The organism is Streptomyces sp. Tue6028 (assembly GCF_002300165.1).
GTDB lineage: Bacteria > Actinomycetota > Actinomycetes > Streptomycetales > Streptomycetaceae > Streptomyces > Streptomyces siamensis.
The window spans coordinates 260,174-282,521 of sequence record NZ_MLCE01000002.1 but is presented as its reverse complement, the minus strand read 5'-3'; the positions used below and the strand labels follow the sequence as shown (position 1 = coordinate 282,521).

Here is a 22,348-nt window from a genome sequence, read left to right as displayed (position 1 = left end):
GGAGCCCGTGCCGACGACACGGGTCGGTGGGCGGGTCGGGGTCCAGGCTTGACTCCGGTCCCTCGGCAAGGTCAAGGGCGATGTTGGTCCTTGGCGCCGTCGCAGGGCGCGGTGTGATCCCCGTTCGCGAAGCCGTCAGGAACCGACCCGGGCGATGAGCACGCACGCGTCGTCCGCGCGCTCGGATTCGCCGAATTCCTCGACCACCATCCGTACACACTCCTGGGCGGTACGGGCTCCGTCGAAGCGTGGGGCCAGGCCGAGCAGACCTTGTACGGCGGCCGTTCCTGTCTCGCTCCCGGCTTCGGCCCGGCGAGGGGACCCCCACTGCCGCGGCACCAGTCCGTCGGTGTGCAGGAGCAGCAGGTCGCCTTCTTCGAGAGTCTCTTCGGCCTGCCCGTAGACGGCTCCCGAGGTCGCCCCGAGCAGCACGCCGTCCGGTGCTGTCAGTGCGCGCCCCGTCCCCTCGCGGAACAGCAGGGGGGCGGGGTGGCCTGCCTGTGCCCAGCTGAGGGTGCGGGTCTCGGGCCGGTAGCGGCAGCAGACGGCGCTGCCGAGGGCGGGCTGGACGGTGGTGTCGAGCAACTGGTTGAGCCAGGACATGAGTTGCCCCGGTTGGGCGCCCGCCATGGCCATCCCGCGTAGTGCGCCGAGCAGCATCGCCATGCCCGACGTCACGGTGACCCCGTGGCCGGTGAGGTCGCCGACGCTCAACAGCATCTCCCCGTCGGGGAGTTCGAGTGCGTCGTACCAGTCGCCGCCGATCAGCGCGCCGGTCGAGGACGGCAGGTAGTGCGCGGCCAGATCCAGGGTTCCGGGGCCCCGGTGCGGGGACCGCAGGGAACCGCGCCAGGGTGGCAGCACGGATTCCTGCAGCTCGACCGCGATGCGCCGCTGGTGTTGCAGCGAGTCACGGCGTTCGCTCACCGTCCGCTGGCTGCGCCGCAGTTCACTGACGTCACGGAGCACGGCCCACATCGAGGTGGTGCTGCCGTCGGCGTCGAGCACGGGCTCGGCCATCATGTGGACGGCCCGCACCTCGCCGTCGGGGCGCACGATGCGGAACTCCCCGTCGATCGGTTTGGCGTCGATGAGGCAGTCCGTGACCAACGCGGTCAGTTTCGCCCGGTCCTCGTCGAGCACCAGGGAGGGGAGCTCGTCCAGGGTGAGCGGGGGAGCGGTGGGGTGGCGGCCCAGGATCTGGTAGAGCTCGCCCGACCAGCCGGCCTCGTCCGTCAGCAGATTCCATTCGGCGCTGCCGACCCTGCTCAGCAGTGAGCCGTGCCGGGATACGGGGGGCACGGCCTCAGCGGTGGCCGGCGCGGCCGCGGGAGGGGCGGGGAAGGGTGGTGGCCCGTCCCGCAGTTGCGCCAAGTGCCCATCGAGGTCGTTGAGTTGATGCATCGCCAGGTTGCACAGCGCACGCTGCCAGCGTCCCTGCGGATCCGTGCCGTCGGAGGGTGCCTCGCGGCGTACGGCATCCACCTCGCCCCGCAGCTGCCGCGTCTGCGAGATCAGCGCGTCGACCGAGCCGCGCCGGGGCGGCTGGGCGGCGGAGCGGTCCGCAGAGAGATGGGAGGGCATGACGTACTCCGATGCGGGGACGGTACGACCTGGTGTGACGGAAGGACCGTTACGACTGTTGCACAGCCTGCGACGCGCTGTAAGGGATTTGGCAACACCCGATACGGTGGTGCATCTGGCATATGCCGCAGTCCTCCCGGGCCGGTCGCCCGGGACGGATGCGGTACGCGTGCGACGGGTCAAGTCGTAGGTGGCGTACGTGACTTGACGGGTGGACGCGGGGTTGTGCCCGTCGTTCATTCTCCCGTTCGAGGAGCATATGTGCGAGTGCTCGTGAAGTCTTTCACCTCGGCGTCGTACAGGGGCGCGGGATCGATGCCCATCGAGGCGAAATTGCCCTCGATCTCCAGGCTGACCAAGCCGTGCAGACGGGCCCACAGGATGGTGGACCGCGCGGCGACCGCCTCCGGGACGTCCTCGATCCCGTGGCGTTCCATCCACTGCCGGAACTGTGCCGCCGGACCCTCCGGAGCCGGCGAGTCCGGCTGCGCCAGGTCGCTCACCGCGGCCAGTACGACGTTCATGGCGGGCTGGGACGCCTCGACCAGGCTGGTCGACTGGGCGTCGTACCCCTGGAGCGGCGCCCGGAAGAGGAGCCGATAGCGGTGCGGCTCGGCCAGCGCCCAGGTGCGGTAGGCCCGGGCGATCGCCGCCAGGCGGGCCACGGCGTCCGAGGGCTCCGCGCCGCTCGTGCCTGTGCCGGTCGTGCGGCCCGCGTCGGTCGCGCCGGTCGTATCGCCCGCGTCGGTCGAGCCGGTGTCGTGCGGGCCGCCGCCTGGGTCCTTCGCCTCGTGGCCGGCCGCCCGGGACAGGGCGGCCGCGAGATCTCCGTAGGCGTCGACGACGAGCTCGGTGAGCAGGCTGTCCCGGTTGGTGAAGTAGCGGTACAGCGCGGGTCCCGTCATGCCCAGCTGCTTGGCCACCGCGTTGAGCGACAGCGCCTCCGGACCGCCTTCGGCCAGCTGTCCGAGCGCCGCCGTCTTGACCTCCTGCCGTACCTGCGCGCGGAACCGATCGCGCGGGCCCGTTCCGGTCCGGCTTCCTGTGGCCACGTCATCGCCTCTTCGTCTGCTGGGGGTGCGGTGGTGACCGCTCTTGACTAACAGAATATAGAGGAGCAAGCTTTAGTTAGAACCTCTCACGCAAGCGAGAGTCGATAACGAAGGAGCTCTGTCCGTCATGAACCCGGAGGCCGTCATGGAGAGTCACCCCGTCGAGAACAGCGACCCCGCCGAGCGTGTCGACAGCGCCGGGGGAGCGGTGACCGAGGTCGTCCTCCCGGGCGTCGTGGAGCCCTCCGGCCTGGAGATCCGCGTCCGCCCCGCGCCGCGGCCCGCCGCGGACGAGGTCGTCCTCGCCCTGGAGGCCTCCGGGGTGTCCTTCGCCGAGCAGCAGATGCGCCGCGGCAAGTACTACGACCAGCCGCCGTTCCCCTTCGTGCCCGGGTACGACATGGTCGGCGTCGTCGTCCGGACCGGCGAAGGCGTGGACGCCTCCCTGATCGGCCGGCGCTTCGCCGCGCTGACCAAGGTGGGCGGCTGGGCCAGCCTCGTCGCGCTCCCCGTCGCCGGTCTAGTCGAGGTCCCGGGCGGACTGGACCCCGCCGAGGCCGAGACGGTGGTCGTCAACGGCATCACGGCCTGGCAGATGCTGCATCGCGTCGCCCGGGTCCGTGCCGGACAGACCGTTCTGGTGCACGGGGCGAACGGCGGAGTGGGCTCCACCCTCGTACAGCTGGCCAGGCACGCCGGCATCCGGGTCATCGGCACGGCATCGCCCCGGCACCACGAGGCGGTGCGCGCGCTCGGCGCGACACCGCTCGACTACCGCGCCGCCGATCTCCCCGGTCAGATCCGGGAGTTGGCACCGGGCGGCGTCGACGCCGTCTTCGACCACGTGGGCGGCGACGGCATCGTGGACTCCTTCGGTCTGCTGGCGAAGGGCGGCACGCTCGTCTCGTACGGCACCGCGGCCACCCGGGACGTCGCCGGCTCCTCCAAGCTGCCCGTGCTCAAGCTCATCGGCCGGCTGTTCCTGTGGAAGCTGCTGCCCAACGGCCGGCGCACGCACTTCTACAACATCTGGGCGGGCAAGCGCCGTTCGGCCGTCTTCCACGAGCGGCTGCGCACCGACCTCGGCCAGGTGCTCGCCCTGCTCGCCGACGGCGCGATCACCGCGCAGGTGGCGGCGCGCGTACCGCTCAGCCGCGCCGCGGAGGCCGTACGGCTCGCCGAGTCCGGCACCGTCACCGGAAAGGTGATCCTCGTCCCGGACCCGGCGGACGGCACGGCGCCCGGCCCCCGGTGACGACCGCCCGTCGGCCCGGCCCGCACGACGGACCGACGGCGCGCAGGGCCCTGTCCCCGCCGACTCGCGGGGATTCGGCGGCTGTTCACCCGCGCCTCACCGCGCGCTGTGGACCCTGACCGTCACTGCGTGCACGCTGGCGCGCGGTGTGCCGCAGGGGCACGCCGGCGACGAGGGCGGGCGAATGACACCGATCAGCCGAAGAGGCTTCGTGGGACTCGGCGCATCCGTGGCGACAGGGGCGGCGGTGGGCATGGGCGCGCGTCCGGCGGCCGCCGCGGGCACCGGGGCGACGGCGACCGGCACGATCGCGGACGTACGGCACGTCGTCGTCCTCATGCAGGAGAACCGCAGCTTCGACCACTACTTCGGGCGGCTCAAGGGCGTCCGCGGCTTCGACGACCGCAGCGGCATCACCCTGGCCGGGGGCCGCTCCGTCTTCGACCAGCCGAACGGCGGCGGCAGGCAGTACCCGTGGAAGCTCAGCTCCACGCCCGCCGCGGGCGGCCAGGACGGCGAGACCCTCGCCCAGTGCAACGGCGACCTCCCGCACTCCTGGACCTCGCAGCACTCCGCCTGGAACAAGGGCCGCCTGGACAACTGGGTCGCGGGCGTGGGCAATGTCCGCACGATGGGCTACCTCGACCGTTCCGACATCCCCTTCCACTACGCCCTGGCCGACAACTACACCGTCTGCGACGCCTACTTCTGCTCCGCGCTGAGCGCCACCGGTCCCAACCGCACCTATCTGTGGAGCGGCAAGGTCGACGCGTCCAGCTACGACGGCGGAGAGGAGTCCGGACTGACCTGGCAGAACTACGCCGAGGCGCTCCAGGCGGCCGGGGTGACCTGGAAGGTCTACCAGAACGCCCAGGACAACTACGGCGACAACGGCTGCGCCTATTTCAAGAAGTTCGCCGCCGCCAAGGCGGGCGACCCCCTGTACGACCGTGGCATGGCCTCCGTACCGAGGGTCACCGGCTCCACGCCGGACGACATCGCCGCCGCCATCAAGGCCGACGTCCTCGCGGGCACCCTGCCCCGGGTCTCGTGGGTGGTGGCCGACCAGGCCTCCTCCGAGCACCCCTACGCCCCGCCCGGTGACGGCGCGCACTTCGTCGACCTGGTGTACCGGGCGCTCGCCGCCGACCCGGGCGTCTTCGACTCGACCGTGCTGTTCCTCAACTACGACGAGAACGACGGCTTCTTCGACCATGTGCCGCCGCCGGCCCCGCCCGCGGGCACGGCCGGCGAGTTCAGGAACGGCGTGCCCTACGGGCTCGGCTTCCGTGTCCCGATGCTCGTCATCTCCCCCTGGACACGCGGCGGCTGGGTCTCCTCGGAGGTGTTCGACCACACCTCCGTGCTGCGTTTCCTGGAGACCTGGACCGGCGCCCTCGGCACACCCGCCGCCTGCCCCAACATCAGCGCCTGGCGCCGCAAGGTCACCGGCGACCTCACCGGCGTCTTCGACTTCACCCAGCCGGTGTACGGCGTCGCACCACTGCCCGCGACGAGCGTCATCGGGTACGACACCTGCGGGCCCCTGCCCAATCCCGTGCCCACCACCAACGCGCTACCCGCCCAGGAGCCCGGCACCCGGCCCGCCCGAGCACTGCCCTATCAGCCCAACGGCCACCTGGAACGCCTGGAGTTCGGCACGAGCGGGAAGGTCCTCGCCTGGTTCACCATGACCAACCAGGGCGGTCCCGCACGGCGGGCCGCGCACTTCTCCCTCCACCCCGGCGCCTACCGCGACACCGTGCCCTGGCAGTACACCGTCGACGCGGGCGGCACCGCCTCCGACTCCTTCGACATCGGAGCCGGATACGGCGACGGCAGGTACGACTTCTCGATGACCGGTCCCAACCGCTTCCTGCGCCGCTTCACGGGCGACGCGACGAAGGCGGGCAAGTCGGCCGAGGTCCGCTGCCGGTACGCAACCGAACCCGGTACCGGGAAGACGGCCGTCTACTTCACGATGAGCAACACCGCCGCCTTGGCGGTCACGTTCACCGTCACCTCGAACCACTACCGCGGCGACGGCCCCTGGACGTACACGGTCGCCGCGGGCGGTGCGACGGAGGACTTCTTCAACGCGGTCGCGTACCAGAACGGCTGGTACGACTTCACGATCACCGTGGACTCCGACGCGAGCTGGTCGCGACGGTTCACCGGGCACATCGAGACGGGCGCGGCGAGCGTCAGCGGCTGACGGCGCGCGGCGGCGGGCCAGGGCGCCCGCCGCCGTCGTTCACGCGTACAGGTCCGGGCGCGGGGCCAGTTCGACGGTCACCCGGCCGCCCTCCTCCAGGGCCCTGACGCCCGCCTCGGCGACGGCGGAGGCCGCGTACCCGTCCCAGGCGCTCGGGCCGGTGACCCGGCCCTGCCGGGTGGCGTCCACCCAGGCCTGCACCTCACGGTCGTAGGCGTCGGCGAACCGCACGAGATAGTCCTGCGCCACCTCCTCGTGCGCACCGCCCGCCGACGTCACCACCATCGTGTGTTCGTCACCGATCCGGGCGCTGCCCGACTCGCAGACCGCCTCGCACCGCACCTGGTAACCGAAGCCGCAGTTGACGAAGACCTCGACGTCGACCACGGCACCGTCCGCGGCCTCGAACAGCACGAACTGGGGGTCCAGCAGGCCTTCCGGGGCGTGCGAGGAGGGCCGGGGGCGGAGCACGGTCACGGCCGTGAGCTCCTGGCCCAGCAGCCAGCGAGCGGCGTCGATCTCGTGCGAGACGGAGCTGTTGACCAGCATCGCCGACGTGAAGTGGGGCGGCGACGACACGTTGCGGTGGGTACAGTGCAGCATCAAGGGCCTGCCCAGCCGGCCGCTGTCCAGCAGGGACTTCAGGCGCAGGTACTCCGCGTCGTACCGGCGCATGAAGCCGATCTGGGCGAGCCGGCGGCCGAGCCGCGCCTCCGCCTCCACCACCCGCAGCGCGCCGGCGGACTCCGGCACCATCGGCTTCTCGCAGAGCACCGGCAGCCCGCGCGCGAAGGCGGCGAGGAGCGCGTCCTCGTGCGCCGGGCCGGGAGAGGCGATCAACACCGCCTGGACGCCCGGCGCGTCGAGCGCGGCGACGGCCTCGGCGTGCACCGAGACGTTCTCGATGCCGGCCACGGCGTCCTTCGCCCGGTCCGTCTCGGGGTCCGCCACGGCGGCGACCCGGGCGCCGCTCACCAGCCGGTCGATCCGCCGTATGTGGTCGGCTCCCATGTGTCCGGCACCCAGGACTGCGACACCCAACAGGTCGTTCACGTGCTCCGTACCTCTCCGCCGACGTTCGGTTCTCTGTCCGATTGTCGGTCGGAGTGATCAGTAACGCAGCACCCCGGCGATGCCTTTCGCGTCCCTGAGGCTCCCGTCGGGCACGAAGCGGACCTCGGCGCCCGTCTCCAGGCACTGTTCGACGATCTCGTCGACGATGTCCTCACGGGAGTCCAGATCACCGCTTGCCGCCGGGACGAGGTGGTCGCCGTCGTCGCGGACCGTCACGCGGTAGTTCTCCTCGACGGCGAGCAGCCGGACGCGGCCCTCGGTCGCGTTCTGCCACACCTCGTCGACGCCGGCGGCGAACTCCTTGCGGCCGAGGGCCGTTTCGAGTTCGTGGGCGACCTCGTCGGCGCCCTTGCGTTCCTCGGCGTTGATCAGCGGGCGGATCGCCTGCCACACGGCTTCGGCGGAGCCGTGCGCGAGCCCGCCGTGCGGGATGTGCGTCGCGTCCTTGGTCACGGTGCCGAGCTCGTCCAGGAGGGAGAGCGCGGAGGTCTCACCGGTGACGTACAGCGGTCGCGGGTTCTCCCGCAGGACCGAGGCCAGGACGGTGTCCGCGTCGCGCAGGAAGCGGCGGGTGCCCTCGTCGCGGAAGGTGCTCGGGATGTCGCCGATCTGCTCCTGACGTTCCGCGTCGAAGTTCTCGCGGTCCCTGACCAGCGGGAAGCCGCCCGTGTGGTCCTCGACGACATGGCCTCCTCCGCCGTTCCACAGCGTGACCCGGTCGGCGGCGACGGACAGGACCCAGAACGGGCGCTCGGAGGCCTGTGCGGCGACGAGGTTGCGGGTCAGGAAGGTGTCCGAGAGCACGACGCGCTCGGGCACGGTGCGTGCCAGGGACCAGACCTGGTGTTCGCCGGGTGCCGCGAAGATCACCAGACCGTCCTCGGCATGCGCCAGGTCGACCTCGGACACGGCCCGGTCGAGCTGCTGGAGGACATCGGTGCGCCGCTCGCGGGTGACGGCGGGATCGGCCTCCAGCTGCTTCTTGGCTTCGGCCATCACATTGCGCAACCGGACCGGATCCTGGGCGTTGTCGGGCTCGCGGCGGTGTGTCGGCGTCAGCACCGACACCGCCGGGTAGGGCCGCGGCCTGCGCAGCTCGGAGAGGGTCGCGGGGCTGAGTGCGTGCTCCATAACAGCACCATAGGACCAATTCCCCTATCGGGCATTTGGTGCAATTCGTTGTTAGGGTCGCTGGGTCGCCAGATGACGAGGTCCGCATCGTGGTCGCGCACGACGATGCCCTTCCCGGCAGGACGCCCATGACGCAGGTGGACACGGACGCGCAGGCGCCGCCGGTCGCGAAGCTGACGCTGCTGACCCTCACCATGATGGTCGTCGGCTCGATGGTCGGAGCCGGAGTCTTCTCCCTGCCGAGCCGGTTCGCCGAGGAGACGGGCGTCGCCGGCGCCCTCATCGCCTGGGCCGTCGCCGGCACCGGCATGCTGATGCTCGCCTTCGTCTTCCAGCGCCTGGCGATCCGCAGACCCGACCTCGACGCGGGCGTCTACGCCTACGCGAAGGCGGGCTTCGGCGAGTACCTCGGCTTCTTCTCGGCCTTCGGCTACTGGGCCAGCGCGTGCGTCGGCAACGTGACGTACTGGGTGCTGATCATGTCGACCGTCGGGGCGATCGCGCCCGCGCTCGGCGAGGGCGACACCGTCCTCGCGGTGGTGATCTCCTCCGTCGGCCTGTGGGCGTTCTTCCTCCTCATCCGCCGCGGGGTGAAGGAGGCGGCGGCCATCAACCGGATCGTCACCGTGGCGAAGGTCGTGCCGATCCTCGTCTTCGTCGTCCTCGCGCTCTTCTACCTGAAACCGCACGTGTTCGCCGAGAACTTCGCCGGCGCCGACTACGCCGGTTCGCTCTTCAACCAAGTCAAGGGCACCATGCTGGCGACCGTGTTCGTGTTCCTCGGAGTCGAGGGCGCGAGCGTCTACTCACGGCACGCCGGACGCCGCGAGGACGTGGGCCGCGCGACCGTCCTCGGCTTCCTGAGCGTCTTCGCGATCTTCGCCTCGGTGACGATCGTGTCGTACGGGCTGATGCCGATGAGCGAGATCGCCGAGCTGCGCCAGCCGTCCATGGCCGGGGTCCTGGAGAGCGCGGTCGGAACCTGGGGCAAGGTCTTCGTCAGCGTCGGACTGATCGTCTCCGTGCTCGGCGCCTATCTCGCCTGGACGCTGATGGCGGCCGAGGTGCTGTTCGTCGCCGCCAAGGACGAGGACATGCCCCGCTTCCTCGCCCGCTCCACCGCCGCCGACGTGCCGGTGCCCGCCCTGGTGATGTCGACGATCCTCACTCAGATCATGCTGGTCGTCGTCCTGTTCTCGGACGACGCGTTCAACTTCGCGCTGGACCTGACCAGCGCCCTGACGCTGATTCCGTTCCTGCTGGCGGCCGCCTTCGCTGTGAAGATCGCGCGCGCCGGACGCGGCAGGGACCTGGCCGTCGGCCTCCTCGCGACCCTCTACACCGCCTTCCTGCTGTACGCGGCAGGACTGAAGTTCATCCTCGTCTCCTTCATCATCTACGCGCCCGCCACGGTCCTGTTCGTGATGGCACGGCGCGAGCAGGGCAGACGGCTCTTCTCGCCCCGCGAACTCGTCATCCTCGTCGTCTCGACCGCGGGCGCGGCCCTCGGCGTCGTCGCCCTAGCACTGGGCTGGATCAGCCTCTGACCCGGAGAAAGGCACACCGTGACCAGTCAGGACACCACCGGCCGTCCCGCGTACGGCGTCCACTCGGAGGTCGGCAGACTGCGCAAGGTGCTGGTGTGCGCGCCCGGCCTCGCGCACCGCAGGCTGACCCCCACCAACTCCGACGACCTGCTCTTCGACGACGTCATGTGGGTGGAGAACGCCCAGCGCGACCACGCCGACTTCGTCAACAAGCTGCGTGAGCGCGGCGTCGACGTGGTGGAGCTGCACGAACTGCTCGCCCGGACCATGGCGATCCCCGTCGCCCGGGACTGGCTCCTGGACCGGAAGATCACCGCGAACGAGGTGGGACTCGGACTCGTCGACGACACCCGGGCCTTCCTGGAGACCCTCGGACCCGCCGAGCTCGCCACGTACCTGATCGGCGGTCTGGCCACCGCAGACCTGCCGGACGAGTTCCGCTCCGGCTACGTCGCCCTGGCCCGCGAGTCGACGGGCGTCCGCGAGTACCTGATGCCGCCGCTGCCCAACACCCTGTACACCCGCGACACGACGTGCTGGCTGTACGAAGGGGTCACGCTCAACCCGCTGTACTGGCCCGCCCGGCACGACGAGACGCTCCTGATGAAGGCGATCTACACCTTCCACCCGGACTTCGCGGGCTCTCCCGTGTGGTGGGGCGACCCCGAACGGGACTGGGGCCAGGCGTCCTTCGAGGGCGGCGACATCATGCCGGTCGGCAAAGGCATCGTGCTCATGGGCATGAGCGAGCGCACCTCACGGCAGGCCATCACCCAGGTCGCGGCAGCCCTCTTCGAGAACGGGGCCGCCGAGCACGTCATCGTGGCGGGCATGCCGAAACTGCGGTCCGCCATGCACCTCGACACCGTCTTCACCTTCGCCGACCGGGACCTCGTCACGCTGTACCCGACCATCATGGACGCGGTCCACACCTTCTCCCTCCGCCCGAGCGACAAGGCCCCCGGGATCGAACTCACCGACGAGGGCTCGCGTCCCTTCACCGATGTCGTCGCGAAGGCCCTCGGCCTGTCCGAGCTGCGCGTCGTCGAGACCGGCGGGGACGTCTACGCCTCCGAGCGCCAGCAGTGGGACAGCGGCAACAACGCCGTCGCGCTGGAACCGGGCGTGGTGTTCACCTACGACCGCAACACCCAGACCAACACCCTCCTGCGCAAGGCCGGCGTCGAGGTCATCACCATCGTCGGCGCCGAGCTCGGGCGGGGGAGGGGCGGCGGCCACTGCATGACGTGCCCCATCGTCCGCGACCCGGTGGACTTCTGAGCCCGTCGGCCGCGGGCGTTCAGAACACGTCCGGGTCCGCCGCCCGCCAGTCCGCCCGCCATGACGCGGGCGGCTCGGCCCGCAGCACACCGGGCTCCAGCCACTCGTGGAGCTCCGCGTACGAACGCACCGTCGCCGCGTCGGTGCGCCGCAGCAGGAGACGGGGCACGAGGCCGGCCGGGTCCCGCACCCCCGCCGCCGCCATGATCCGGCACGCGCTGCGCACGGTCGCCCGCTGATACCGGTGGACACGCTCGGCCTTGTCGGCGATGTCCAGGGCGCGCGCCCGACGCGGGTCCTGCGTGGCGATACCCGTCGGGCAGGTGCCGGTGTGACAGCGACGGGCCTGGAGACAGCCGAGGGCGAGCATCATCGCGCGCGCGGCGTTGGTGTAGTCCGCTCCCTGCGCCAGCCGCCCGACGATGTCCGCGCCGGTGGCGACGCCACCGCTCGCACCGATCCGGACGCGGTCGCGCAGCCCGGCGCCGACCAGCGCGTTGTGGACCGTGAGCAGGCCCTCCGTCAGCGGCGTCCCCACGGCGCCGGGGAACTCCGCCGGAGCGGCGCCCGTACCGCCCTCCGCGCCGTCCACGACGATGAAGTCCGGGGTGACCCCCTCGGCGAGCATCGCCTTGCAGACGGCGAGGAACTGACGGCGCGAACCCACGCACAGCTTGAACCCCGTGGGTTTGCCGCCCGCCAGCTCCCGCATGCGGGCCAGGAAGCACACCATCTCCCGCGGAGTGGAGAACTCCCGGTGGTACGCCGGTGACACCACGGCCCGACCCTCCGGCACGCCGCGCGTCCGGGCCACCTCGGCACCGACCTTCACACCCGGCAGGATCGCGCCGGCCCCCGGATGAGCACCCTGCGAGAGCTTCAGCGACACGCACTTGACCTCGGGCAGCGCCGCCTTGTCCGCGAACTCCCGTGCCTCGAATCGCCCTTCGGCGGTGCGGCAGCCGAAATACCCGGTGCCGATCTCCCAGATCAGGTCCCCGCCGCCGCGCAGATGGTGGTCCGACAGGCCGCCCTCGCCGGTGTCCTGCGCGAAACCGCCCTTCGCGGCACCCCTGTTCAGCGCCAGGACGGCGTGCGAGGACAGTGCGCCGAAACTCATCGCGGACACGTTGAGCAGCGCCATGTCGTACGGCTTGGTGCAGTCGGGGCCGCCGACGCGGACCACGGGCGGCTCGTCGGGAACCTCGGCCGGACACATCGACGGTTCCAGGAACTCGTGCCCGCCGGCGTACACGTCCCGTCGGGTGCCGCACGGCTCGGGCGCCTCGGCACCCGCGGCACGCTCGCGCACGAGGGCCACCACTTCGGGGCCGTACGGTCGCCCGTCCTCGGCCCGTCCGGCGGCGTGCCGTCCCGCCACGACGCGCCGGAAGCGGCCGAGCAGGGGGTGGTTGCGCAGCACCGCACGGCGGCGCTGTGTCAGGTCATGCGCGGCGAGCGCGGTCAGGGCCAGCAGGACGCCCGCTGCGCACCACCACCACGCCGACACGGCGCATGCCAGGACCAGCGCCCCGGCCGCGCCGAGGGCGACGAACAGCGGCAAGAGCATCCGGCGCACACCACGAGTCAAACCCACCTCGCGGCGCGGGGCGAAAGCTGAGCTGCCGCTCGGGTTGTCCACGGCCCGGCGACCGCACCCGCCGGGTGGATGCCGGGAGCCGCTCAGCCGAGGCCGAGCGCCTTGTCCGCGGCCGCCGCGGACGGCTTCCACCACGTCGTCACCGGCTCCCACACCAGCACGGCGTCCCCCGCGCCCAGCTGCTCCGCGGTGAACGAACGCCCGAACAGGGACGGGTCGGCGGACACGGTGATGGAGTCCACCGTGCGGGCCTCGGGGTCGGCAGGATCGGCGATCGTCCGGACGGCCGCGAACGCCGTACGGCCCGGGCCGAGGCGGTACGGGCCGCTCTCGCCCGCGGGCGTCGGCAGGGCGGCGCCGTCCAGGTCCCCGAAGGTGACGGTGGGGATGCGGTCGACCGTGCAGGTACGGGGGGAACGGTTCGTGACGCCGATGTGCACGACGCGGGCGTCCGCGGACTGCTCGGCCCGCAGCTGGAGGACCTTCCCCGCACACTTCGCGATCCGGCCGGAGGCCTGCTGCGGGGTGGCCGAGCCGCTCTGGGGCACCGCGAGGAGCAGAGCGGTGGCGGCGGCCGAGAGGGTGAGGACGGTTCGGATGCGCATCGGCGGTTCCCCCTGGAGTCGTCACGAACGGTGCGCCGTGCCCGGTCCGGGCGGCGCCCTGCCCAGTGTGACCACCGCGTCGTACGAGAGGTTGTAGCCGGCTCGTCCGTGTCACCCGGCCGTGTCACCGCCGGACCGCGCCGTCATCGTGCCTTGTCGTCGTCGGCCCCGCAGGAGCTGCCGCTGCCCGGGAGGGAGCCGTACAGCAGGAAGTCGTCGACCTTCTGGTGCACGCACTTCGACGACGTGTAGCCGGTGTGCCCCTCGCCCTTGTTGTCGAGCACCACGGCCGACGGACCCAGCCGCGCGGCGGTCTCGACGGTCCACCGGTACGGGGTCGCGGGGTCACCGCGGGTGCCGACGAGCAGCATCTTCGGGGAGTGGACGTCGCGCACGTGCTCACGGATGAAGTCGGTGCCCTTGGGCCGGCCGTAGCACAGCACCACCTGGTTGAGCCGGAACGGGCCGAAGACGGGCGAGGCCTCCTCGAAGGTGGCGCGCAGCCGGCTCATGTCGTTCGTGAGCTGGGCGGCGGTGGGCCGGTCGGGGTCGTCCGCGCAGTTGATCGCCATCAGGGCGGCGAGCAGATTGTCGACGGGGACGTCCTCGTCGCCGACGAGGCCGCCGTCCGTCCGGCCCGCCGCGGGTACGCCGGGCATCGCGATGCCGCCCGACAGCTGGGACAGGGCGTGCGTGTCGCCGTCCTGGATCAGGGCGGCGAGGGCATGTTCGAGCGAGGGCCACAGGGACTCGCTGTAGAGCGCCTGGCTGATCGCGCCCACCAGGTCCTGGCCGGTGAACTGGTCCCCGAAGGCAGACGTGATCGGGTCCCGGTCGAGCGAGTCGACGAGCTGGACGACCTGCTTCCGAGCGCCGCGCGCGTCCTGGCCGAAGGGGCAGGCCAGGTCCTTGACGCACCAGGTGAGGAAATCGTCCAGCGCGGTCTGCTGCCCCTGCGCGCTCACCAGGGACTGCTCCGTGAGCGGTTCGGTGAGCGTGTCCACTCCGTCGAGCGTCATCCGGCCGGTCTTGTCGGGGAACTGGGCCGCGTACACCGCGCCCAGCCGGGTGCCGTAGGAGAAGCCGAGGTAGTTGAGTCTCTTGTCGCCGAGCGCCTGGCGTATGACGTCCATGTCCCGGGAGGCGTTGACCGTGCCGATGTGGCGGAGCACCGGGCCGGAGTGCTTGACGCACTGCTTGGCGTACTGCTCCACCGTCCTGAGCGCGGCCTTGGGATCGCCCGCTTCGACGGTGGGGTCCGTGGTGGCGGAGATGTCCTGGGCCCCCGCGCCGCAGCTGACGGGCGAGGACCGGCCGACACCCCGGGGATCGAAGGTCACCACGTCGTAGCCGTTGGTGAGCCCCATGAAATCCTTGCTGTCGGCGGCGAGCTGGGATATCCCGGCGCCCCCGGGGCCGCCGAAGTTCAGCACCACCGACCCGCGCGACGCACCGGTCGCCCGATAACGGGCGAGTGCCACGTCGAGGGTGCCGTCACCGGGCCGCGCGTAGTCCAGCGGCACGGTCACCTTGCCGCACTGCATGTCGTGGGGCATGCCGGAGCCCGTGCAGGCGGCCCATTTGACCTTCTGCTGGTAGAAGCGCGACAGGTCGGGCTGGTCCGCGGCCGCCGCCACCGTGGGGAGGCTCGCCGCGAGCAGCGCGAGCGTCGCGGTCGCGGCTCCGGCGACCGTGCCTCGTTGGTGCACGGACAGCATGCATGCCTCCAGGCTCGCCCCGCGGTGGACCGGCGACACCCCCTCGATCACGATAAGCGCGGCCCCGGGGGCACGCCTCCCGGCGAGCGGCCCGGGCCGATGTGCCTTACCCTTCGCGACTGCTCCTGTCGCAATCCGTCACCACCTGGTCGCGCCTGTTCGAAAACGGCGACCCTCGTTGGAGTGAAAGACCGATAAGCCATAACTCGGATGGTTCTTCTGCGTTTTACGCGATGCGGGTGAGTGCCCGCGACGATGTCTGGAAGGCAGGAAACCTATGAAACGGGCTACCCGAAACGGGTTGATCGCCGCGGCCGCCGCCTCGGGTGCGCTCGCCGTGACGATTCCGGCGCACGCCGACTCCGCGGCGGACGGCACCGCGGCCGGGTCGCCGGGACTGATCTCCGGCAACACCGTCCAGCTCCCGGTGCACGTTCCCGTGAACGCGTGCGGGAACACCGTGAACGTGGTCGGACTGCTCAACCCCGCGGCGGGCAACAGCTGCGCCACCAGGAGTGACGGGGGAGCGGCGAAGGAGACGGGGGCGAGCTCGACACACGGCGGCGCGGTCGCCGAGGGCGGCGCAAAGGATTCGCCGGGGCTGCTGTCGGGCAACGGTGTGCAGGTCCCGGTGGACCTGCCCGTGAACGTCAGCGGCAATTCCGTGAACGTCGTCGGGGTGGGCAACGCGGCCGTGGGCAACGAGTCGACGAACACCTCCGGCGGCCGTCCCGAGCAGCCGGCCACGCCGCCGCCGGCGGCCCCGCCCAAGGCGCACCCCCGCCCCGTGGTGCCCCAGCAGGTCCCGGGGCAGCCGGTGCCCGCCCTCGCCAGCACCGGCGCGGACCAGACGGTACCCACGATCGCCGCGGGCGCCGCGCTGCTGCTGGGCGGAGCCGTCTTGTACCGGCGCTTCCGGCCCGTCGCGGTGCGCTGATCCACGGCCACCGAGAGAAGGCCCCACCGGATCCGTGACCGGTGGGGCCCGAGCGGAGTCCGGCGGACCGGATGCCCCGCGTGCCCCTCAGGGCGTGGCGTTCAGCAGGTCGAGCGCGCTCTGCTGCCGGGCCGCGTCGACCCGGTCCAGCGGCCCGGTCCAGCGCAGACCGTACTGGTCGAGAGCATTGCGGTCCCCACGGAACGCGGCGTCCGCCTGCTTGCGCAGATAGGCGGTGTACGGATGGTCGGGCAGCGCCGCGTCCAGCCTGCCCAGGCCACGCACGTGGGCGCCCTTGAAGGAGGGGCCGTCCGCCCCGCAGTCCCCGCTCTCGCACGGGTCCCGCAGTATCCCGTCCGCGGTGTTGAGCTCAGGGGACGTGGTGGCGGCGTCCGCGATCTGCCGCGCCGTGCTCAGCGCCGCGCCGTCACCGGTCGCGCGGTTCAGCTCGGTGAGCGCCCCCAGCAGGACGCCCTGGTTGTAGGACCACACGGTGCCGCCGTTGTTGCGGCAGGTGGACAGGCTGATGCCGTCGTTCACCAGGTGCGCCGAGTTCACCATTCCCGTCGACCGGAACCACGTCCAGCCCGCCCGCGCACGCGAGAGGTAGGCGGTGTCACCGGGCAGGCGGTTGTTCGGGAGGTGGGGAAGAGAGCGCTCCCGGAAGCTAGTCTCGTGACGTGGCCGCGTCAATGGAGGCGGTGGCGGACGAGCCGTCGAGTGCGACTTCCTCGCGGAGGACGCTGTACCGGACCCCGTCGCGCCATCGTCCGTCGCGGAACACGACACTGCGGAGCACCCCCTCGCGGGTGAATCCCGCCTTCTCCAGGGCGCGTTGCTCGGCGATGTTCTCCGAATCGGTGTCGGCCTCGATGCGCTTCACGAGCGTGTGGGCGAAGAGGTAGCGGACGAGCTGTCGCTGGGCCTCGGTCCCCACGCCCTTGCCGCGCGCGTCCGGCAGCAGGGCGATGCCCATGTTCCAGTAGTACGTGGTCCGGCTGGAGGAGATCTTCCGCCAGGCGACGAATCCCAGCCGCTCGGACTCCCGCACCACCATGAGCTGGCCCGCGTCCTCGGTGATGAGGCCGGTGTCCGCCCACTGCCGCCGCCAGCGCCGGATGTCCCACCACCCGAACCACTGGAAGGGGGACGACACCTCGGGCTCCGTCAAGAACCGCTCCAGGACGGGCAGATCGTCCTCGGCCACCGGGCGCAGGGTCACGCGTTCGACACTCATGACGGCAACCCTAAGCCGCCCGTGGGGCAACACCCCCGAGAACAGACCAGGTTGACGCCGCCACCCGCGCCCCCGGGTGTCGTTCGCCGGACTGGCCGAATCTCTCCCGGCGCCGGACGGTTGCGGCTGCGATCGGTACGGAGATCGGGAAGGATGCTGCGCGTGCGGCGGACCACCGCACCGAAGCGACCCCGTACGGAATGGAGCGCCCACATGACCCCTCCGGAACCGGAGCATCTCGTCGTGGCCCAGGCCTCGATCGACGACTGGAAGGTGGTCGGCGAGTGGGCGGCGGACGAGGGGTGGAATCCCGGGCTGTCGGACAGCGCGAGCTTCTTCGCCCAGGACCCCGAGGGCTTCTTCATCGGACGCATCGGCGGCGAGCCCGTCTCGGCCGTCTCGGTCGTCAACTACGGCGCCGACTACGCCTTCCTGGGCTTCTATCTGGTACGGCCCGACCTGCGCGGCCGCGGCTACGGCCTCACCACCTGGAACACGGCCCTCGCGCACGCCGGCGGCCGTACCGTCGGCCTCGACGGCGTGGTGGCGCAGCAGGACAACTACCGCCAGTCCGGCTTCGAACTCGCCTACCGCACGGTCCGGTTCGGCGGGATCGTCCCCGAGGGCGGGGCGCCCACGGGAGTCAGGGCCGCCACGGACGCGGACCGTGCGGCCATCACGGCGTACGACAGTGCCTGCTACCCGGCCGACCGGCCGGTGTTCCTGGACTCGTGGCTGACCGGCCCGGGCCACCGCACCTTCGTCCGCACCGCCGCGGACGGGCACCTCACGGGGTACGCCGTGATCCGTCCGGCCCGTGACTCCCAGCGCGTCGGCCCGCTGTTCGCCGACACCGCCGACGACGCCCGGGCGCTGATCGCCGCGCTGGCCGACGATGCCGCCGGCCGTCCGATCGCGGTGGACATGCCCCGGACGAACACCACGGGTGTCGCCCTCGCGGAGGAACTCGGCCTGACGCCCTCCTTCGAGACGGCCCGCATGTACACGGGTCCCGTCAGGCCGTTCGCCGGAGAGCGCGTCTACGGAGTGACCACGCTCGAACTCGGCTAGTCCGCCGAGGGATCCGTCGGACCGGCCCCTCAGCCGGCGAGTTCGCGGGCGCGACGGGCCGCTTCGCCCACCGCGCCGCGGTGCACGGGACCGTGGCCCGGCAGCAGGACGTCGGCGGCGAGGGACTCGATGCGCGCGAGGGAGGTGCGAGCGCCGTCGCGATCGGTGTCGAACATCGCGGGGAGCAGCTGCGGGCCGCGCCCCCGTGCGGTGGGATGCGCGGTGACGAGGGCGTCACCGGAGATCACGATCCCGGCGTCCGGCAGATGGTAGACGCAGTGCCCGGGCGTGTGGCCCGGGGTGTGCACCGGAACCGGACGGCCGGGCAGATCCAGCGGTCCCTCCTGGGGGAACGCCTCGGGCCGCGTCATCCGTACGTCCGCCTTGCCGCCGGACCGCAGGGCGTGCACCGCCCACGGCAGCACCCCGGGGCGCCACCCCTGGCGCAACACCTGTCCCACGCTCACCTGGTGCAGGAACTCACGGCGTGCGTGCGGTACTTCCGCCTCGTGCATCAGGACCGGGACGCCGAAGGCGCGGTTCAGATGGTCGGCGGAGCCGAGATGGTCGTTGTGCGCGTGGGTGACGAGGACGGCACGGACGTCCTCGGGCGCGTGGCCGAGCGCTTCGAGGGAGGCGAGGAGTTCCCCGCGGTCGCCGGGATAGCCGGTGTCGATCAGGGTGGCGGCGTCGCCGTCGCTCAGAACCACCCAGTTCGTGTTGCTGCCGTGCACCAGGTGCACTCCCTCGGCAGCCTCGACGATCGCATCCTCGCGCATGACCATCCCGACGTGTGAGACCTGTGCGCGGCCCGAGCCGCAGTGCCGGGGAGACGCTATCGCGACTGCCCACGAGCGCCGACAGGGGTGTGCGGGACGTGTCCGGCGGGCAGCGCCGATGCCGACCGCATGCCCCGGGGCTCCGCCCCCGGACCCCCGTTCGGCCTGGACGGCCTCGTCCTCGATCGCCGGACGGGCTGGGGCACTGCCCCCAACCTCGACAGCGAGGGCCTCGGAGGTGGGGGACTCGGCCTGGACGGCCTCGTCCTCAATCGCCGGACGGGCTGGGGCACTGCCCCCTGCCCTCAGTGCGGGGCGGGGCGGGGCGAGGCGGGAGCTGTCGCCCGGCGGGTCGGAGACTGAACCCCAGCCCCACTCACACCCGCACCCGCCCTCTCACGGAAGGGGCCGTGCCGGTGAATCAAATGCCCGTAGCGGACGGCGCCACGCACCCAGCGAGGTCCTACCGGCACCGCCCCGCACAAGGGCTGCAACGGGCGGATCACCGGCACGGACCCGACCCGCCCACCGGACGGGCGGCGAAACGACCCGACAGCGCCCCCGCACCAGCCCCAGCACCGCGCAGTGGAGTGGAGCGGAGCGGCAACCGCCGTTCGGAGAATATTCCGGTGCGGGGCGAGTCGCCGCTTCCCTAGACTCCTCACACATTCGCGCACCGCCGCATCGGCGCCGCGCATCGTGACGAGTGAGGGGAGCCGGGCCGTGCGTGACCGCACCGCTGTCGTGGTTCCCCCGTCGCTGTACGAGGTGATCCTCGTGTCCTCGTGGGCCCGGTACCCGCTGCGCGGCCGGTACCGGAGGCCCGAGACGACCGTCTGATCTCCGCCCCTCGCCCTTCACGCCGACAGGTGTCACCGCCCGTCGACCCCGCGCGTACGCCGGCAGCCTTCCGCCTGCCCAGGTGCGCGCCCGCCGACGGCCCGGTCCGTCGGCGCCGAGGCGGCACTCGCTCGCCGCGTCACGGTGCGGTGCGGTGCGGTGCGCAGGAGATCTCCCACGGCCCGAACCAGGGGCCGCCGTCCGGGAATCGCGCCACCCGATCCGGATCACCCGAAAGGCCCTGCGCCGTGCGCACCGACCTGCACCGTCACCTGACCAGCCCGCTGTCCACCGTCCGCAATCTGGGCATCCTCGCCCACGTCGACGCGGGAAAGACCACCGTCACCGAGCGGATCCTCTACGCCACCGGCACCACCCACAAACGCGGAGAGGTGCACGACGGCACCACTGTCACCGACTTCGACTCCCAGGAGCGCGATCGTGGCATCACCATCTTCGCCGCGGCCGTGAGCTGTGCCTGGGACGGCCACCGGATCAACCTGATCGACACACCCGGCCACGTCGACTTCTCCGACGAGGTGGAGCGCTCGCTCCGGGTCCTCGACGGCGCGATAGCGGTGTTCGACGCCGTGGCCGGTGTCGAGCCGCAGAGCGAGTCGGTGTGGCGGCGGGCCGCCCGGCACGGCGTCCCGAGGATCGCTTTCGTGAACAAGCTGGACCGCGCCGGCGCCGATCTCGACGCGGCCGTCGAGTCGATCCGGCAGCGGCTCCATCCGGCGCCGCTCGTCGTGCAGTTGCCGATCGGGACGGAGGACACCTTCACCGGAGTGGTGGACCTGCTGCGCATGCGTTCCCTCGTGTGGGCCGACGGCAGCGACACCGCCGAGGAGGGCCCGGTGCCGGAGGCCCTGCTGGACGAGGCACGGCGGCGCAGAAGGCTCCTCGAAGAGGCGGTCGCGGAACTCCACCCCGCCGCGCTGGAGGAGTTCTGCGCCGACTCCACCGTGCGGGCCTCCACGCTGGCCTCGGCGCTGCGCGACCTGACCCGGACCGGCGAGGGCGTCGTGGTGCTCTGCGGCTCGGCCTACCGCAACCGCGGTATCGAACCGCTGTTGGATGCCGTCGTGGCGTATCTCCCCTCGCCGCTCGACCTGCCCGCCGTGCGCGGCACCGGCGCCGACGCGGGGCAGGAGCGGGCCGCCGACCCCGAGGAGCCGTTCGCCGCCCTGGTGTTCAAGGTCAACGCGACGGCGACGGGCCGGCTGACGTACGCGCGGGTGTACTCGGGAACGATCCGGAAGGGAGAGACAGTGGTGGACGTGGGCGCACGGCGCACCGAACGGGTCAGCCGCATATTGCGGGTCCGGGCCGACCGGTACGCGGAGCTGGACACGGCCGTCGCCGGCGACATCGTCGCGCTGATCGGGCCGAAGTCCGCCCACGCCGGGGCGACTCTGTGCGCCCCGACGGCTCCGTTGCTCCTCGAACCGCCCGCGGTCGCCGAGCCCGTGGTGGCGGTCGCGGTCGAGGCGCGCCGGGCCGTCGACACCGACCGTCTGGTGTCCGCGCTCGCGCGGCTCGCGGAGGAGGACCCCTCGCTCGTCGTCCGTACCGACCCCGAGACCGGTCAGACCACGCTGTCGGGCGTGGGGGAACTGCACCTGGAGGTGGCGGTGGAGAAGATCCGGCGGGCCCATGGCATCGAGGTCGCCGTCGGCCGCCCCAAGGTGGCCTACCGGGAGACCGTCGTGCGCGGGGTGTCCGGTCTGGTCTACCGGCACGTCAAACAGGACGGCGGCTCCGGCCAGTTCGCCCATGTCGTGCTCGACGTGGAACCGCTGGAGGCCGCGTCGGGCGACGGAGGCGGAAGCGCGACGGGCTTCGAGTTCCGTTCGACGGTCACGGGCGGCCGCGTGCCCCGCGAGTACGAGCGCGCGGTGGAGGCCGGCTGCCGGGACGCCCTGGCGGAGGGTCCGCTGGGCGGTCATCCCGTGACCGGGCTGCGGGTCATCCTGACCGACGGGGCGACCCACTCCAAGGACTCCTCGGAGATGGCGTTCCGCACGGCCGGCCGCCTCGGGCTGCGCGAGGCGCTCCGGGCCGCCACCATGGCGCTCCTGGAACCGGTGGCCGAGGTCACCGTCACCGTGCCCGACGACGCGGTGGGCGGGGTGCTCGGTGATCTCGCCGCACGGCGCGGACGGGTCTCGGGCTCGCTGACACGGGCGGACGCGACGGTGATCACCGCCACCGTGCCGCTGGCCGAACTCTTCGGCTACGCGACCCGGTTGCGCAGCCGCACCCAGGGCCGCGGCGTGTTCACCGCCCGGCCCACCGGCCACGCGCCCGCACCGGGCACGGCGTCCCGCGAGACGCCGGTCCGGTGACACGGGCGGAGCGGTCCTGCCCCGACACGGGGTCCAGGACCGCTCCGCCTCGGACGTCCGGACACGGGGCGTCG

Annotated in this window: 16 protein-coding genes and 1 pseudogene; 7 read left to right on the top strand and 10 right to left on the bottom strand. The window is 71.9% G+C overall.

Annotation, left to right across the window (positions count from 1 at the left end):
- Nucleotides 1-135: 135 nt before the first annotated feature.
- On the bottom strand, nucleotides 136-1,584 hold the full coding sequence (locus BKI49_RS01475) for a PP2C family protein-serine/threonine phosphatase (RefSeq protein ID WP_095932290.1): 1,449 nt from the start codon (nucleotides 1,582-1,584) through the stop codon (nucleotides 136-138).
- Nucleotides 1,585-1,820: 236 nt separating this feature from the next.
- Entirely contained in the window at nucleotides 1,821-2,636 is an 816-nt protein-coding gene (locus tag BKI49_RS35175) for a TetR/AcrR family transcriptional regulator (protein ID WP_107469304.1), read from the bottom strand.
- A gap of 145 nt (nucleotides 2,637-2,781) precedes the next feature.
- Between BKI49_RS35175 and BKI49_RS01465 the strand changes: the two genes are divergently transcribed.
- Nucleotides 2,782-3,891 (top strand): medium chain dehydrogenase/reductase family protein, encoded by a 1,110-nt coding sequence (locus BKI49_RS01465; RefSeq protein WP_095932401.1) that lies wholly within the window; start codon nucleotides 2,782-2,784, stop codon nucleotides 3,889-3,891.
- A gap of 184 nt (nucleotides 3,892-4,075) precedes the next feature.
- Nucleotides 4,076-6,106, top strand: a complete 2,031-nt coding sequence (locus BKI49_RS01460; RefSeq protein WP_095932289.1) for a phosphocholine-specific phospholipase C — start codon at nucleotides 4,076-4,078, stop codon at nucleotides 6,104-6,106.
- A gap of 39 nt (nucleotides 6,107-6,145) precedes the next feature.
- Here the strand turns inward: BKI49_RS01460 and BKI49_RS01455 are convergent, their stop codons facing one another.
- Together BKI49_RS01455 and BKI49_RS01450 are read right to left on the bottom strand one after the other, a co-directional pair.
- The gene (locus BKI49_RS01455; RefSeq protein ID WP_095932288.1) at nucleotides 6,146-7,159 is read right to left on the bottom strand and encodes a Gfo/Idh/MocA family protein; all 1,014 of its coding nucleotides are present in this window, start codon (nucleotides 7,157-7,159) and stop codon (nucleotides 6,146-6,148) included.
- 57 nt (nucleotides 7,160-7,216) lie between these two features.
- Nucleotides 7,217-8,311, bottom strand: a complete 1,095-nt coding sequence (locus BKI49_RS01450; RefSeq protein ID WP_095932287.1) for a baeRF3 domain-containing protein — start codon at nucleotides 8,309-8,311, stop codon at nucleotides 7,217-7,219.
- Between the two features lie 128 nt (nucleotides 8,312-8,439).
- Between BKI49_RS01450 and BKI49_RS01445 the strand changes: the two genes are divergently transcribed.
- Nucleotides 8,440-9,858 carry a basic amino acid/polyamine antiporter gene (locus tag BKI49_RS01445; RefSeq protein WP_095932286.1) on the top strand — a complete coding sequence of 473 codons (1,419 nt, stop codon included), beginning with the start codon at nucleotides 8,440-8,442 and terminating at the stop codon, nucleotides 9,856-9,858.
- A gap of 18 nt (nucleotides 9,859-9,876) precedes the next feature.
- Nucleotides 9,877-11,139 carry an arginine deiminase gene (locus tag BKI49_RS01440; RefSeq protein ID WP_095932285.1) on the top strand — a complete coding sequence of 421 codons (1,263 nt, stop codon included), beginning with the start codon at nucleotides 9,877-9,879 and terminating at the stop codon, nucleotides 11,137-11,139.
- 19 nt (nucleotides 11,140-11,158) lie between these two features.
- Here BKI49_RS01440 and BKI49_RS01435 read toward each other — a convergent pair whose 3' ends face one another.
- The 3 genes from BKI49_RS01435 to BKI49_RS01425 all read right to left on the bottom strand — a co-directional run bounded on the left by BKI49_RS01435 (nucleotide 11,159) and on the right by BKI49_RS01425 (nucleotide 15,062).
- Complete coding sequence (locus BKI49_RS01435; protein WP_179332290.1) at nucleotides 11,159-12,709, bottom strand: FMN-binding glutamate synthase family protein; 1,551 nt, start codon at nucleotides 12,707-12,709, stop codon at nucleotides 11,159-11,161.
- 113 nt (nucleotides 12,710-12,822) lie between these two features.
- Nucleotides 12,823-13,344, bottom strand: coding sequence for a DUF4232 domain-containing protein (locus tag BKI49_RS01430; RefSeq protein ID WP_095932283.1), 522 nt, complete (start codon nucleotides 13,342-13,344; stop codon nucleotides 12,823-12,825).
- A 143-nt stretch (nucleotides 13,345-13,487) separates the two neighbouring features.
- Nucleotides 13,488-15,062, bottom strand: a complete 1,575-nt coding sequence (locus tag BKI49_RS01425; RefSeq protein ID WP_095932282.1) for an alpha/beta hydrolase — start codon at nucleotides 15,060-15,062, stop codon at nucleotides 13,488-13,490.
- Between the two features lie 277 nt (nucleotides 15,063-15,339).
- On the opposite strand from BKI49_RS01425, the gene BKI49_RS36120 reads away from it, so the two are divergent.
- Nucleotides 15,340-15,999: a chaplin gene (locus BKI49_RS36120; protein WP_095932281.1), complete on the top strand. Its 660-nt coding sequence runs from the start codon at nucleotides 15,340-15,342 to the stop codon at nucleotides 15,997-15,999.
- Between the two features lie 87 nt (nucleotides 16,000-16,086).
- Here BKI49_RS36120 and BKI49_RS01415 read toward each other — a convergent pair.
- Nucleotides 16,087-16,635: pseudogene (locus BKI49_RS01415) on the bottom strand (glycoside hydrolase family 76 protein); the annotation flags it as partial.
- A gap of 31 nt (nucleotides 16,636-16,666) precedes the next feature.
- On the bottom strand, nucleotides 16,667-17,236 hold the full coding sequence (locus tag BKI49_RS01410; protein WP_095932280.1) for a GNAT family N-acetyltransferase: 570 nt from the start codon (nucleotides 17,234-17,236) through the stop codon (nucleotides 16,667-16,669).
- A 213-nt stretch (nucleotides 17,237-17,449) separates the two neighbouring features.
- Here BKI49_RS01410 and BKI49_RS01405 point away from each other — a divergent pair, with 213 nt between their 5' ends.
- Complete coding sequence (locus BKI49_RS01405) at nucleotides 17,450-18,307, top strand: GNAT family N-acetyltransferase (RefSeq protein WP_095932279.1); 858 nt, start codon at nucleotides 17,450-17,452, stop codon at nucleotides 18,305-18,307.
- Between the two features lie 29 nt (nucleotides 18,308-18,336).
- Here BKI49_RS01405 and BKI49_RS01400 read toward each other — a convergent pair whose 3' ends face one another.
- Complete coding sequence (locus BKI49_RS01400; RefSeq protein ID WP_095932399.1) at nucleotides 18,337-19,086, bottom strand: MBL fold metallo-hydrolase; 750 nt, start codon at nucleotides 19,084-19,086, stop codon at nucleotides 18,337-18,339.
- A gap of 1,088 nt (nucleotides 19,087-20,174) precedes the next feature.
- Between BKI49_RS01400 and fusA the strand changes: the two genes are divergently transcribed.
- On the top strand, nucleotides 20,175-22,274 hold the full coding sequence (gene fusA, locus BKI49_RS01395; RefSeq protein WP_095932278.1) for an elongation factor G: 2,100 nt from the start codon (nucleotides 20,175-20,177) through the stop codon (nucleotides 22,272-22,274).
- Nucleotides 22,275-22,348: the final 74 nt, after the last annotated feature.

Coding starts and splice junctions, on each gene's coding strand:
- BKI49_RS01475 (WP_095932290.1), bottom strand. CDS start 1,584: ATGCCCTCCCATCTCTCTGCGGACCGCTCCGCCGCCCAGCCGCCCCGG.
- BKI49_RS01465 (WP_095932401.1), top strand. CDS start 2,782: ATGGAGAGTCACCCCGTCGAGAACAGCGACCCCGCCGAGCGTGTCGAC.
- BKI49_RS01460 (WP_095932289.1), top strand. CDS start 4,076: ATGACACCGATCAGCCGAAGAGGCTTCGTGGGACTCGGCGCATCCGTG.
- BKI49_RS01450 (WP_095932287.1), bottom strand. CDS start 8,311: ATGGAGCACGCACTCAGCCCCGCGACCCTCTCCGAGCTGCGCAGGCCG.
- BKI49_RS01445 (WP_095932286.1), top strand. CDS start 8,440: ATGACGCAGGTGGACACGGACGCGCAGGCGCCGCCGGTCGCGAAGCTG.
- BKI49_RS01435 (WP_179332290.1), bottom strand. CDS start 12,709: ATGCTCTTGCCGCTGTTCGTCGCCCTCGGCGCGGCCGGGGCGCTGGTC.
- BKI49_RS01430 (WP_095932283.1), bottom strand. CDS start 13,344: ATGCGCATCCGAACCGTCCTCACCCTCTCGGCCGCCGCCACCGCTCTG.
- BKI49_RS01425 (WP_095932282.1), bottom strand. CDS start 15,062: ATGCTGTCCGTGCACCAACGAGGCACGGTCGCCGGAGCCGCGACCGCG.
- BKI49_RS36120 (WP_095932281.1), top strand. CDS start 15,340: ATGAAACGGGCTACCCGAAACGGGTTGATCGCCGCGGCCGCCGCCTCG.
- BKI49_RS01410 (WP_095932280.1), bottom strand. CDS start 17,236: ATGAGTGTCGAACGCGTGACCCTGCGCCCGGTGGCCGAGGACGATCTG.
- BKI49_RS01405 (WP_095932279.1), top strand. CDS start 17,450: ATGACCCCTCCGGAACCGGAGCATCTCGTCGTGGCCCAGGCCTCGATC.
- BKI49_RS01400 (WP_095932399.1), bottom strand. CDS start 19,086: ATGCGCGAGGATGCGATCGTCGAGGCTGCCGAGGGAGTGCACCTGGTG.